The 13,034-nt window shown below is 67.7% G+C and carries 12 protein-coding genes; 10 read left to right on the forward strand and 2 right to left on the reverse strand.

The features are described from left to right. Window positions 1-104: 104 nt before the first annotated feature. Window positions 105-1,205 carry a cell division protein ZapE gene (zapE, locus tag AB3X43_RS02370; RefSeq protein WP_369428286.1) on the forward strand — a complete coding sequence of 367 codons (1,101 nt, stop codon included), beginning with the start codon at window positions 105-107 and terminating at the stop codon, window positions 1,203-1,205. A gap of 19 nt (window positions 1,206-1,224) precedes the next feature. Here the strand turns inward: zapE and AB3X43_RS02375 are convergent, their stop codons facing one another. Next, window positions 1,225-1,992, reverse strand: coding sequence for a PP2C family protein-serine/threonine phosphatase (locus AB3X43_RS02375; RefSeq protein ID WP_369428287.1), 768 nt, complete (start codon window positions 1,990-1,992; stop codon window positions 1,225-1,227). A 69-nt stretch (window positions 1,993-2,061) separates the two neighbouring features. Between AB3X43_RS02375 and AB3X43_RS02380 the strand changes: the two genes are divergently transcribed. Continuing rightward, a complete protein-coding gene (locus tag AB3X43_RS02380) occupies window positions 2,062-4,056 on the forward strand; it encodes a DNA repair helicase YoaA (protein WP_369428288.1) in 1,995 nt (664 codons plus the stop codon). 23 nt (window positions 4,057-4,079) lie between these two features. Here the strand turns inward: AB3X43_RS02380 and AB3X43_RS02385 are convergent, their stop codons facing one another. Further along, complete coding sequence (locus AB3X43_RS02385; protein WP_369428289.1) at window positions 4,080-4,904, reverse strand: outer membrane protein assembly factor BamD; 825 nt, start codon at window positions 4,902-4,904, stop codon at window positions 4,080-4,082. 48 nt (window positions 4,905-4,952) lie between these two features. On the opposite strand from AB3X43_RS02385, the gene AB3X43_RS02390 reads away from it, so the two are divergent. The 8 genes from AB3X43_RS02390 to AB3X43_RS02425 all read left to right on the forward strand — a co-directional run. Beyond that, entirely contained in the window at window positions 4,953-5,978 is a 1,026-nt protein-coding gene (locus tag AB3X43_RS02390; protein WP_369428290.1) for an RluA family pseudouridine synthase, read from the forward strand. 198 nt (window positions 5,979-6,176) lie between these two features. Further along, window positions 6,177-6,764, forward strand: coding sequence for an SMC-Scp complex subunit ScpB (scpB, locus tag AB3X43_RS02395; RefSeq protein WP_369428291.1), 588 nt, complete (start codon window positions 6,177-6,179; stop codon window positions 6,762-6,764). Window positions 6,765-6,774: 10 nt separating this feature from the next. Beyond that, on the forward strand, window positions 6,775-8,868 hold the full coding sequence (gene rluB, locus AB3X43_RS02400; RefSeq protein WP_369428292.1) for a 23S rRNA pseudouridine(2605) synthase RluB: 2,094 nt from the start codon (window positions 6,775-6,777) through the stop codon (window positions 8,866-8,868). A gap of 97 nt (window positions 8,869-8,965) precedes the next feature. Beyond that, entirely contained in the window at window positions 8,966-9,391 is a 426-nt protein-coding gene (ndk, locus tag AB3X43_RS02405) for a nucleoside-diphosphate kinase (protein WP_179635044.1), read from the forward strand. A 26-nt stretch (window positions 9,392-9,417) separates the two neighbouring features. Further along, window positions 9,418-10,584, forward strand: coding sequence for a dual-specificity RNA methyltransferase RlmN (gene rlmN / locus AB3X43_RS02410; protein WP_369428293.1), 1,167 nt, complete (start codon window positions 9,418-9,420; stop codon window positions 10,582-10,584). Window positions 10,585-10,594: 10 nt separating this feature from the next. Further along, on the forward strand, window positions 10,595-11,506 hold the full coding sequence (pilW, locus tag AB3X43_RS02415; protein WP_369428294.1) for a type IV pilus biogenesis/stability protein PilW: 912 nt from the start codon (window positions 10,595-10,597) through the stop codon (window positions 11,504-11,506). After that, window positions 11,499-12,473: a helix-turn-helix domain-containing protein gene (locus AB3X43_RS02420; RefSeq protein WP_369428295.1), complete on the forward strand. Its 975-nt coding sequence runs from the start codon at window positions 11,499-11,501 to the stop codon at window positions 12,471-12,473. The genes pilW and AB3X43_RS02420 overlap by 8 nt, the downstream gene beginning before the upstream one ends. 8 nt (window positions 12,474-12,481) lie before the next feature. Further along, window positions 12,482-13,034: flavodoxin-dependent (E)-4-hydroxy-3-methylbut-2-enyl-diphosphate synthase (locus tag AB3X43_RS02425; protein WP_369428296.1), on the forward strand; the 553-nt coding region annotated here is incomplete at its 3' end.

A 13,034-nucleotide genomic window follows, 5' to 3' on the forward strand; every position in this document is an offset into this window, starting at 1 on the left:
CTGGCCGTGGACAAGCGCTCCCTGAACTTCTGAGGTTCGCAGGGACCGTCCTGCACACTCTGACCACAGGGGCGGCGCAAGTCGCCCCTTTTCCGTTGCCCACCATGCCCACTGTCACCGAGATCTACCACCAGACCCTCGCCGAGCGCGGCTACCAGGCTGATCCGGCCCAGTTGCGCGCCGTGGCCGCCCTGCAGCGCTGCCAGGACGAGTGGGTCGCCTACAAGTCGCGGCGCAGCAATGCGCTGACCAAGGCGCTGATCCGGCCGCCGCTGCCACGCGGCGTCTACATGCACGGCGGGGTGGGGCGGGGGAAAAGCTTCCTGATGGACAGCTTCTTCCAGGCCGTGCCGCTGCAGCGCAAGACGCGGCTGCACTTCCACGAGTTCATGCGCGAGGTCCACCGCGAACTGCAGGAACTCAAGGGCATCGCCAACCCGCTGGACGAGCTGGGCAAGCGCATCGGGCGGCGCTTCCGGCTGATCTGCTTCGACGAGTTCCACGTCGCGGACGTGACCGACGCGATGATCCTGCACCGGCTGCTGGATGCGATGTACGCCAACCGGGTGTCCATCATCACGACATCCAATTTCCACCCGGACGAGCTGTACCCGAACGGGTTGCACCGTGACCGCATCCTGCCCGCCATCGAGCTGCTCAAGGCCAAGCTCGAAGTCATCAACGTGGACAACGGGACCGACTACCGCCGCCGCACGCTGCAGCACGTCCAGCTCTACCACACGCCGCTGGGCGCGCAGGCCGACGCCGCGATGACACAGGCTTTCGACGAGTTGGCGGAGGTCAAGGATGAATCGCCGGAGTTGCGCATCGAGAACCGCGTCATCCATGCCCGACGCAAGGCGGGTGGCGTGGTCTGGTTCGATTTCAAGCAGCTCTGCGGCGGGCCGCGCTCGCAGAACGACTATCTGGAGCTGGCGACCCAGTTCCATACGCTGTTGCTGTCGGACGTGCCGATGATGCCGCCGCGCCTGGCCTCGGAAGCGCGGCGTTTCACGTGGCTGATCGACGTGCTCTACGACCGGCGTGTCAAGCTGATCCTCTCGGCCGCAGTGCCGCCCGAGGAGCTGTACACCGAAGGTCCGATGTCGCATGAATTCCCGCGCACGGTCTCGCGCCTGACCGAGATGCAGTCCGAGGAGTTCATGGCGCTGGAGCGGCGCGACGTGGACACGTCGCTGACCTGAATCCTGGAGCTGGGCGGTTTCAGCCCAGCGTGTCGAGCCGCACGAGGGCGAGCGAGAGGTTGTCGCCGCCGCCCCGGGCACGCTGGCGTGCCTTGCTGATGAGCATCTTGCTGGCATCGCGCGGCTTGAGCGCGTTGACGATGGTGCCCAGCTCGCGCGAGGTGAAGTAGTGCCACAGGCCGTCGCTGCACACCAGCAGCGAATCACCCGTTTCCAGCCGGTCCATGCGGGCCACGGTGATCGGGGGATCCTCGTCCGCGCCGAGGCAGCCGGTCAGCAGGTGGGCGTGGGGGTGGTCGTTGGCCTCTTCCTCGTTGATCTCACCGTCTTCGACCATGCGCTGCACCAGCGAGTGGTCGAAAGTGCGCGTGAGCATGTTCGAGCCGCGGAACACGTACACCCGCGAGTCACCCGCATGGATGATGTGGCACTCCCGGTTGGGCAGCACGAGGAACGCGGCCAGCGTGCTGTGTGGCTCCTGTTCGGAGGTGATCGCGGTCAGCTTGATCATCAGGTGTGATTCGAGCACGATCTTGCGCAGCAGCTCGGACGCGGAGTCCTTGGCGGGCGCGAAGCGTTCGAAGAGCTGGCGGGCGATCAGCAGCACCTGGTCGGCGGCCTTGCGGCCCCCGCTCTTGCCGCCCATGCCGTCGGCCAGAATGGCCAGCAGGCAACCTTCGGCGCGAGGGTGCGTGAAGACCTCCACTTGATCTTGTTGATACAGTCGATCACCGCGGTCAATGCCTGTGGCCGCGAGCAGTCGATATCCAGGGGAGTCCGGTGTCATGTCGAAAACTATAAACGGTTCATCCCGCTTTTCCCGCCAATGAAGCCAACGTCAGAGCGAATAGCGGCAATGAGCGCACGTTCCCCGCTGCGCGCAGAGGTGGCACAGGCGTTCGCCGCGAACGGTGAGCTGGCACGGGCCGATCGCCGTTTCCAGGCGCGCGAGGTGCAGACGCATCTGGCCGACGCGGTCGCCGAGGCACTGGAGTCCCGCAGCGTGCTGGTGGCCGAGGCCGGCACGGGGGTCGGCAAGACGTTTGCGTATCTGGTGCCGCTGCTGCTGTCCGGGCTGCGGGCCATGGTCAGCACGGCCACCAAGAGCCTGCAGGACCAGCTGTTCCTGCGGGACCTGCCCAAGCTGATGCGCACCTTCGGTCTGCCGGTGCAGATCGCGCTGCTCAAGGGGCGGGGATCCTATCTTTGTCTGCACCGGCTGGAGCAGGCCCGCCACACCAACGAATGGCCCAGCCCCCAAGCGCTGCGCCAGCTCGCGCGCATCGAGGTCTGGGCGCAGGGCACCCGCAGCGGTGATCTGGCCGAGCTGGACAGTCTCGACGAGCGCTCGCCGGTGATCCCCCTGGTCACGTCGAACCGCGAGAACTGTCTTGGCAGCGAGTGCCCGAAGTTCCGGCAGTGCCACGTCGTGCAGGCGCGCCGGCTGGCGCTGCAGGCCGATATCGTCGTGGTCAACCACCACCTGTTCTTCGCCGACATGGCGCTCAAGGACACCGGCATGGCCGAGCTGCTGCCGACCGTGGATGCGGTGGTCTTCGACGAGGCGCACCAGCTCAACGAGGCTGGGGTGCAGTTCCTGGGCAAGCTGCTCGGCACCAGCCAGTTGCTCGATTTCAGCCGCGACCTGCTGGCGGTCGGGCTGACCGAGGCCCGCGGCTTCGGGCCGTGGACGGAGCTGGCGGCGCGCTGCGAGCTGGCGGCGCGTGAGTTGCGACTGGCGAGTGCGGGGCCGTTGCGGGGCGCTGTGCGGCTGCGCTGGGAGGAGCGTGCGAACCGCCCCGAGTTCACCGAGGCGCTGGAGCGCGTGCGCGCGGTGAGTGCCGAGACGCTGGCACATCTGGCCGCAGTGGCCGACGGCGGCCCCGACCTGGCCAAGCTGGAAGACCGGGCGCGTGCACTGGCGGCGCGCGTCGAGGCCTTTCTGCAGGCTCCCGCGCACGACCATGTGCGCTGGATCGACCTGACGGCCCACCAGGCCCGTCTGACCGAGGCGCCGCTGGACATCCGCGACACGCTGCGCGCGCAGGTCGAAGGCGGCAGCCGGGCGTGGATCTTCACGTCGGCCACGCTGGGCGACGATCCAGCGCTGAGCTGGTTCACCCGCAGCGTCGGCATGGAAGAGGCGCGCACGCTGCAGGCTGGCAGTCCGTTCGACTACGCGGCCCATGCCCGGCTGTATGTGCCGACGCGCTTTCCCAAGCCGGCCGAGCCGGCGCATCCGGGGGCGGTGGCCGAGCTGGCCGGCCGCTGTGCGCAGGCGCTGGGTGGTCGCACCTTCGTGCTGACGACCACGCTGCGTTCGCTGCAGCAGATCGGCGCCGCGCTGCGCGAGCGGCTGGCGCCGGATGGCATCGCCGTGTTCGTGCAGGGCGAGGCACCGAAGCGGGCCATGCTGGCGCAGTTCCTGGCCGCGCCGCGTGGCGTGCTGGTCGGTTCGCACAGTTTCTGGGAAGGCATCGACGTGCCGGGGGACGCGCTGCAGTGCGTGCTGATCGACAAGCTGCCGTTTCCGCCGCCGAATGATCCGCTGGCCGAAGCCCGCAGCCGCCAGCTGGAGGCAGAGGGAGGCAATGCCTTCAACGACTACTTCATCCCTGAAACCGCGATCGCGCTGAAGCAGGGCGCCGGACGGCTGATCCGCAGTGAAACCGACTGCGGTCTGCTGGTGGTGTGCGACAGCCGGCTCGTGCAGATGGGCTACGGGCGGCGCCTGCGGGCAGCGCTGCCGCCGATGACACCGCTGGCGAGCGAGGAACAGGCGCTGGCATGGCTTCGAGAACTGGCTGCCGCCCACAGCATGTCGGCGCCGCGCACACCGACGCCGGTGTAGCGTCTGGAGTGGCGGTCAGCGCATCACCACAGGCGCCACCAGCGCGTTTTTTCGTCGTAGTCGCGGCCGATCCACGCGCTTTGCGGGTAGTTGGTCTTCAGCACGCGCTGTGCGTCGTCGCGCAGTGGCACGAGCCCGAGCTTGTCGTAGCTGGCAGCCATCAGGAACAGGGCCTCTTCGGCGGCCGGCACGCCGCGGAAGTCCTGCAGTGCCTGCTGCGCGCGGTTGGCCGCGGCCAGGTAGGCGCCGCGCATGTAGTAGTAGCGCGCCACATGCACCTCGTAGGAGGCCAGCGCGTTGACGATGTACTTCATGCGCACCTTGGCGTCGGGTGCGTACTTCGACTCGGGGAAGCGCTCGACGAGCTGCTTGAAGCTCTGGTAGGCGTCGCGCGAGGCCTGCTGGTCCCGCTCGGACAGGTCCTGCTTGGCGATGGAGCCGAACAGGCCGAGGTCGTCATTGAAATTGATCAGCCCTTGCAGGTAGTAGGCATAGTCGCCGGCGGGGCTGGTCGGGTGCAGCTTCAGGAAGCGTTCGACCACGGCCAGCGCGCGCGCTTTCTCCTGTTGCTTGTAGAGGAGGTAGGCTTGTTCGAGCTGCGCCTGCTGCGACAGCAGGGTGCCGGCAGCGCGGCCTTCGATGCGTTCGTAGAGCTTGATTGCACGGTCGTTGGCGCCATTGGAGGCTTCTTCCCGGGCCTCTTCGTACAATTTGGCAATGCTCTTGCCGTCATCGACGTTTTTGGGCTCCGACGCGCAGCCGCCCAGTTGACAGACCAACGCCACCCCGAGCACGAGGGAGGCGAGGCGCAGAGCCGGTGTCGGGCAGGGCTTGAACATGGTGGTCATGGGCCGGACCCGCAGGTCGGGCCAGATTGGATACAGAGCGTGAATTATATGAACGGGCCCCAGGGCCAGCATGAAGCTTCGGAAGTTGTCGAGGACATCGAAGAAGAGGGGCCGGAGCAGGGGGCTGCCGCATCGCCTGCCGAGATCGAATGCCGACAGGCCGAGGTCGATCGGGCCTCCCACGGGTTGCGCCTGGACAAGTGGCTGGTAGGCCTCGCGCCGGAGTTCTCGCGCAGCCATCTCCAGCAGCTCATCGACGCTGGCCACGTGCGCAGTGCCGGTCAGGTGCTGACCAGTGCGTCGCGCAAGGTGGGTGCCGGGCAGATCATCGAGGTGGACCTGCAGCCCACGGCGCAGAGCAGTGCCTTCCGCGCCGAAGCGATCGCGCTGGAGGTCGTCTACGAGGACGAGGCGCTGATGGTGGTGCACAAGCCCGCGGGTCTGGTGGTTCATCCGGCGGCGGGGCACTGGTCGGGCACGCTGCTCAACGGTTTGCTGGCGCACCATGCTGGCGCCGCGTCACTGGCGCGGGCAGGCATCGTGCACCGGCTCGACAAGGACACATCGGGTCTGATGGTCGTGGCCAAGACCCAGCTGGCGCAGACCGCGCTGACCCGCGCCATCGCAGCGCGCGAGGTACACCGGGAATACCTGGCGCTCGTGCATGGCGAGGTCGAGGAGGAGCCATTCACCATCGAGGCGCCGATCGGGCGTGATCCGGTGTCACGCATCCGCATGGCGGTCGTGACCAATGGCAAGCCGGCGCGCACCGACGTGACCTGCCTGGCGGTACGGGACTTCGGCAAGTCGCCCGAGGCCGGGAGGGTCAGTGCCGTTCGCTGCAAGCTGTACACCGGGCGCACGCACCAGATCCGCGTGCACCTGGCACGGCGCGGGCACCCGTTGCTGGGGGATGGCGTGTACGGCGGCAAGCCGGTGCTGGGGATCACTCGGCAGGCGTTGCACGCCACACACCTCGGGCTGGAGCATCCGTTGACCGGCGAGTGGCTGTCGTTCGATGCGGCACTTCCGGACGATTTGGCCGCGGTGTGGAGGCAGGTCACGCAGGGTTGAACAACGGCCTTGGCGCACGGCCGCCGTTCGGCGCTAGAATGTGGTCCAATCCGGCAGGAACGCGCCTTGCGCCTGCGTCCTGCAAGCCCCGATCCCACCTGGTCCGGGCGCACACCCCGAAACCCGACAGCGAACTCCCCAGACCGGCCGCCCCTGGCGATGAGCTGGTCAGGTTCGCCCAGGTATCAGACGGAATTCATGAATACACGGGATGCCAAACGCGTCCTCGAGACCGCACTCATCTGTGCGCACCAGCCGTTGACGGTTCGTGAACTGCGGCAGCTGTTTGACGACGTGGTCAGTGCGGACACGGTGCGCATGTTGCTGGATGGGCTGGCGCAGGATTGGCAAGGACGCGGGGTCGAACTGGTCTGCGTGGCGAGCGGATGGCGATTCCAGAGTCGCCCGGAGATGCGGGTCCATCTGGACCGGCTGTACCCGGACAAGCCGGCCCGCTATTCGCGCGCCACGATGGAGACGCTCTCGATCGTGGCCTACCGGCAGCCCGTCACCCGCGGTGACATCGAGGACATCCGTGGCGTGACGGTCAGCACGCAGATTGTCCGGCAGCTCGAAGAGCGTGGCTGGATCGAAGTGATCGGGCACCGCGAGGGCCCCGGGCGTCCGGCGCTGTATGCGACGACCCGACAATTTCTGGACGATCTGGGATTGAAATCCCTGGATCAACTGCCATCCCTGGAGGCCATCGGGATCAACCTGATGGCCGACACAAACCCTGTGCCTTCGGGACCCGATGGCGCATCGTCATCTCTTCCCGAGGCCTGAGGCCGAACGCATGAACGAACATCAAGATACCGCTGACCAGACTGGCGCCGACGCCGCTGCAGAGAACTCCGAAGCACCAAAGAAGCGCCGTGCGCCCCGCAAGGCGGCTGCGGCCGTCGTGGTTGCGGACACGGGCGCGACCGAGGCGTCCGAAGCGGCGCCCATCGCCAAGAAGCCGCGCGCACCGCGCAAGACGGTGGCTGCGGTGGTGATCGGCGAGTCCGCCAGCGAGACGGTGGCCCAGGACGTTGCTCCGCCGACGGTGGCCGATGCCGCTGAGGGTGCATTGCCGGCAGCACGCCCTGCACGGGCGCCGCGTGGTCGCAAGAAGGACGTGTCCGTCGAGTCTGTCGTCGCGCAGGAATCCGCTGCTGCGGACGTTGCTCCGAGCCCGCTGCCGGTCTCCGAGTCCGTGGTGTCGGCTTCCGCGGTGGCTGAGCCGGCTTCGGATGGCGCGCTGGAAACGAGCGCGGTGGCACCGGCTGGAGAGGAGGCTGGTGGTCGTCGGCGCGACCGCGACCGCCAGCGTCGCAAGGAGCGACGTGGCCCGCGCGAGAACAGCGGTGCTGTCGTGAGCGCCGGTGCACCGGCTTCTGCCGAACCGATGGTGGATGGCGAAGAGGAATTCGAGGTGATCGTGGTCAGCGGCGGTGACGACGATCCCGTGGATGCCAGCACGCTGTTTGCCGAGGTGATCTCGGGCGACTATGACGCTGAAGTCGCGCCCGATGCCGACGACGAGCTGGTCGATCCGGGCAAGCGTGTGCTGCGCCCCGAGCCCGAGGCACCCAAGTTGCACAAGGTGCTGGCCCAGGCCGGCATCGGTTCGCGTCGCGAGATGGAGCAGCTGATCCAGGACGGGCAGGTCTCCGTCAATGGGGAGGCCGCCCACATCGGCATGCGCATCGCGCAGGGCGATCAGATCCGCATTGCTGGCCGTCCGATCAAGGTGCGCATCGCGCCGCCGCCGGCCCGCGTGCTGGCGTATCACAAGGAAGTCGGCGAGGTCGTCACGCACCACGACCCCGAAGGCCGCCCGACCGTGTTCCGCCGCCTGCCGCGTCTGCATACTGGCAAGTGGCTGTCGGTGGGCCGTCTGGACATCAACACCGAAGGCCTGCTGCTGTTCACCAATTCGGGTGATCTGGCGAACCAGCTCATGCACCCGCGCTTCGGCGTGGAGCGCGAGTACGCCGTGCGCGTGCTCGGTTCCCTGTCGACGGAGCAGCGGGCCCGTCTGCTGGACGGCGTGGACATCGAAGGCCAGAAGGCGGCCTTCAAGTCGATCGAGGACGGTGGCGGCGAAGGCATCAACCGCTGGTACCGCGTCGTCATCACCGAAGGCCGCAACCGCGAAGTGCGCAAGCTGTTCGACAAGGTGGGTCTGGCGGTCAGCCGGCTGATCCGCATCCGCTATGGCACGGTGGTGTTGCCGCGCGGTCTCAAGCGCGGTGTCTGGGTGGAGCTGGAGGAGCAGGATGTGCGCACGATCCGCACGTTGGCCAATCCGGACCAGCCTGCCCGCGTGGTGCCGAATGACGCTCCGCGTGGTGGAAGATCCCAGAAGGGCCGTGGGCAGGACCGTCCGGACCGGGGTGGCGAGCTGCGTGCCAGCGACCGCGGGGGACGCGGTGGCGAGCCGCGCGCCGAGCGCGATCCGCAGGCGCCGCGTGGCAAGGGCGCGCAGCATGGCGGTGACCGTGGGCAGGACCGGGGTGATCGCCAGGGGAGCGGGCGTCCTGGTGGCCAGGGCAATGCGCTGCAAGGCCAGCAGAACCGCCCGCCGCGTGGCCCGCGGCAGGATGGGCCGCCGCAAGGTGGTGGCCGCAGCCCGCGCAACGAGGGTGACGATCCGCTGCACATCCCGAATCCGCTGGAGCAGACCTTCGACAAGCGCTTCGTGTCCGGCTCCAAGCGCATCACGACCGGCTTTGGCCGTCCGACCGAAGAGCCGACGCCGGGCAGTGGTGGTGGGGGCAACCGCAAGGGCGAGCCTCGCCAGCCAGACCCGATGGAGACGTCGGTGGGCTACATCGGCGCCGAAGCCTACTTCACCCGCCCTGGCGGCGGTAACAACAAGGGCCGTGGCGGCCGTCGGCGCTGAAAGCCCGACACGCTTCAAAGCTAGAATGCCGGGTTTTCCCCGGCTTCGACCCTGATTCGACCGACTCTGTCCACCTGTTCCACAAGGAAATCATTCCATGGCCATCGAACGCACCCTGTCCATCATCAAGCCCGACGCCGTTGCCAAGAACGTCATCGGCCAGATCTACGCCCGTTTCGAAGGCGCCGGCCTGAAGATCGCTGCTGCCAAGCTGGTCCAGCTGTCGCGTGCGGACGCTGAAGCGTTCTACGGCGTCCACAAGGCCCGCCCGTTCTTCAACGACCTGGTGAACTTCATGATCTCGGGCCCGGTGATGATCCAGTGCCTGGAAGGCGAGAACGCCATCCTGAAGAACCGCGAGCTGATGGGCGCCACCGACCCGAAGAAGGCGGAAGCCGGCACGATCCGCGCCGACTTCGCCGATTCGATCGACGCCAACGCCGTGCACGGCTCCGACGCTGCCGAAACGGCCGCCGTCGAAATCGCGTTCTTCTTCCCCGGCATGAACGTCTACAGCCGCTGATTGGCAGCTGAACCCGCGCTGACGACATGACCACCGACGCCGCCCCCGACGCTGTCAACCTGCTCGACTTCGACCTCGACGGGCTGGCCGCGCATTGCGAGCGGTTGGGCGAGAAGCGCTTTCGCGCCGTCCAGTTGTTCCGGTGGATCCACCAGCGCGGTGCGCGCGACTTCGGCCAGATGAGTGATCTGGCCAAGTCGCTGCGCGCCAAACTCGCCAGTGGGTCGGTCATCCGCCCGCTGGCGATCCTCTCCGAACACCGTTCCGCCGACGGCACGGTCAAGTGGCTGTTCGACGTGGGTGCCGGTGATGCGGTCGAGAGCGTCTTCATCCCCGAGGAAGGCCGCGGCACGCTGTGCATCTCATCGCAGGCCGGTTGTGCGGTGGGCTGCCGTTTCTGCTCCACGGGCCACCAGGGTTTTTCGCGCAACCTGAGCACGGGCGAGATCCTCGCGCAGCTCTGGTACGCCGAACACACGCTGCGCCGCGACCTGAACCGTCCCGCCGGCGAGCGCGTGATCACCAACGTCGTGATGATGGGCATGGGCGAGCCGCTGCAGAACTACGGCGCGCTCGTGCCGGCGCTGCGCGTGATGCTCGATGACCATGGCTACGGCCTGTCGCGCCGGCGCGTGACGGTGTCGACCTCCGGTGTCGTGTCCTTCATGGACCGTCTGCGCGATGACCTGCCGGTGGCGCTGGCCGTGTCGCTGCATGCACCCGAGGACACGCTGCGCAACGAGCTCGTGCCGCTGAACCGCAAGTACCCGCTGGCCGAGCTGCTGGCGGCGTGCAAGCGCTACCTGGACACAGCGCCGCGCGATTTCATCACCTTCGAATACTGCATGCTCGACGGCGTCAACGACAGCGACGAGCAGGCGAGGGCGCTGCTGGCGCTGGTCGGGCCGAAGGGCCCGGTCGGCCGATTGCCCTGCAAGTTCAACCTGATTCCCTTCAACCCGTTCCCTGCCTCGGGCCTGAAACGCTCGGACCATGCCCGTGTGCAGGCCTTCGCCAAGGTGCTCATCGAAGGTGGCCTGGTCACGACGGTGCGCAAGACGCGCGGTGACGACATCGACGCGGCCTGCGGCCAGCTCGCCGGCGAGGTGCAGGACCGCACCCGGGCACACGAGCGCATGGTGCGTGCACCCATCCGCATCGTGCGCAGTGCCCCTCCGGTCGCACCCAACTGACCTCCCCAGGATGACGATGCTCCCACTGCGCTGGTTCGAGCGCCGCACCGGCCGGTGCGGCGGTCTGCTGCTGGCTGCGGTGCTGCTTGCAGGCTGCGTGTCCGGACCAGCGTTGCCGGTGCCGATGGGGGAAGCCAGTCCCACCAGTGTCAGCGCTCCCCGCACGACGACCTCCAGCGGATCGACGTCGTCGACTGTCTCGTCCGGTGGCCGGCGCGATCTGGTCACCGAGTCGGACGAGTCCGATGTGGCCAAGCGGGCGCGCATCCGCACCGAGCTGGCTGCGGCCTATTTCGGCCAGGGGCAGTACGTGACCGCGCTGGACGAGGTCAAGCGCGCGCTGTCCGTCGATCCGAACCATGTGCCAGCCCTGAGCCTGCGCGGGCTGATCTACGCCAACATGGGTGAGTACGAGCTGGCGGAGGAGAGCTTTCGTTCCGCCCTCCGGGTGCATCCCGCAGACGCGGACACGCTGCACAACTACGGCTGGTTCCTCTGCCAGCAGCGCCGCTTCGCGCCGGCGCGCCAGCAGTTCGAGGCGGCGATGGCGGTGCCGCAGTACCGGGAGTCGGCACGCACGCTGCTGGCTGCCGGCATCTGTGAGGCGCGGGCCGGCGAGTTGCAGACGGCCCAGATCATCCTGCAGCGCAGCTTCGACCAGGATCCGGGCAATCCGGCCACCGTGTTCAACCTGGCGGACGTTCTCAAGCGCCGAGGTGACCTGGAGCGTGCGTTTCTCTATGTCCAGCGGCTCAACCAGACCCCCGAGCTGGTGAGCCCTGAAACGCTGTGGCTGGCGATTCGCATCCAGCACCGACGAAAGCTGACCTCGTCCGTGGAAGAATTGGGGACATTGCTGCATGCACGATTCCCGAAGTCACGGGAGGCAGCGGCCTACGACCAAGGACAGTTCGATGAGTGAAGTGACACCGCTGCCAGATGGCTCTCCATCGGCTGGCGCCATGCTGCGCGCTGCGCGCGAGGCACGTGGATTGGAAATCGATGCGTTGGCGCAGGTGCTGAAAGTGCCTGAGCGCCGTCTGGTGGCGCTGGAGGCCGATCGCTATGGCGAGTTGCCGGGACTGGCCTTTGTGCGGAGTCTTGCGCAGTCGTATGCGCGTCAGCTCGGTCTGGATGCCACCAAGGTGCTGGCGGTCCTGCCAGTCTCCGGAATGCCGCCGCATCAACTCGAGAACGTGTCGCGCGGTCTGCAGACGCCATACCGGGAAGGCGTGAGCGGCAATACCTTCAGCCGCAGCGGTACCGGGAAGCCGGAGTGGCTCAAGTCCACCTACTTGCTGCCGGCGTTGCTGCTGCTGGCTGCACTGGCCTTCTGGTTTGTGCCTCCGATGCGTTCGGTCTTTGGTGGTCTGGGCTGGCCTGCGGCGGAGGCCCCTGCTGCCAGCGCCAGTGCCGTGTCCGAAGTTCCTCCTCCGTCTGCGGCGTCTTCGTCGGGGGTGGTCGGGGCGGCCAGCGATGGCGCTGGTTTGCCATCGGGTGGTGTGCTGGTTTCTGCGCCGACCGCCGTCGTGGTGCCTGCGACGCCGGTCGTGCCCGCCGCGTCGGTTCCTGTGGCTCCGCCGGTGTCTGAGACCGTGCACTCGGCGCCGATGGACACGGCCTCCGCGGGTGCCAGCGCGCCGCCGGCTGCGGCAGGCACAGTGGTGCTGCGCACGACGGGCGAGTCCTGGATCGAGGTGCGGGACGCCGGTGGTGCGGTGCTGCTGTCGCGCACGGTGCTGCCGGGTGAGGTGGTCGGTCTCGACGGCGCCATGCCGATGCGCATGAAGGTAGGCATCGCCAGCGTCACCCAGGTGACCGTGCGTGGTGAGCCGTTCAGTCTGGTGCCATTCACCCGTGGTGCCGTCGCCAATGTCGTTCTGAAGTGAGTCTGACCATGAATGCTCCGCTGCCGACCTCCGAGCAACCGATTCCGCTGGGCGAGCCCGCCGCGCGCCGCAGCCTGCAGGCCCGCGTGGTCTGGGGCGACCGTGTCGTGACGGTCGGCGGCGACGCGCCGGTGCGCGTGCAGTCGATGACCAACACCGACACGGTGGACGTGATCGGCACCGCCATCCAGGTGAAGGAGCTGGCGCTGGCCGGCTCGGAGATGGTGCGCATCACGGTGAACACGCCCGAAGCGGCCGAGGCCGTGCCGCACATCCGCGAGCAGCTCGACCGCATGCAGATCGACGTGCCGCTGATCGGCGATTTCCACTACAACGGCCACCGCCTGCTGACCGAGTACCCGGCGATGGCGCAGGCGCTGTCCAAGTACCGCATCAACCCCGGCAACGTCGGCAAGGGTGACAAGCGCGACCGCCAGTTCGGCATGATGATCGAGGCCGCGCTGCGCCACGACAAGCCGGTGCGCATCGGCGTCAACTGGGGCAGCCTCGACCAGGAACTGCTCGCCACGCTGATGGACACCAACGCCGGCCGCGCCAAGC

The organism is Sphaerotilus sp. (assembly GCF_041083715.1).
Taxonomy (GTDB): Bacteria; Pseudomonadota; Gammaproteobacteria; order Burkholderiales; family Burkholderiaceae_C; genus Sphaerotilus.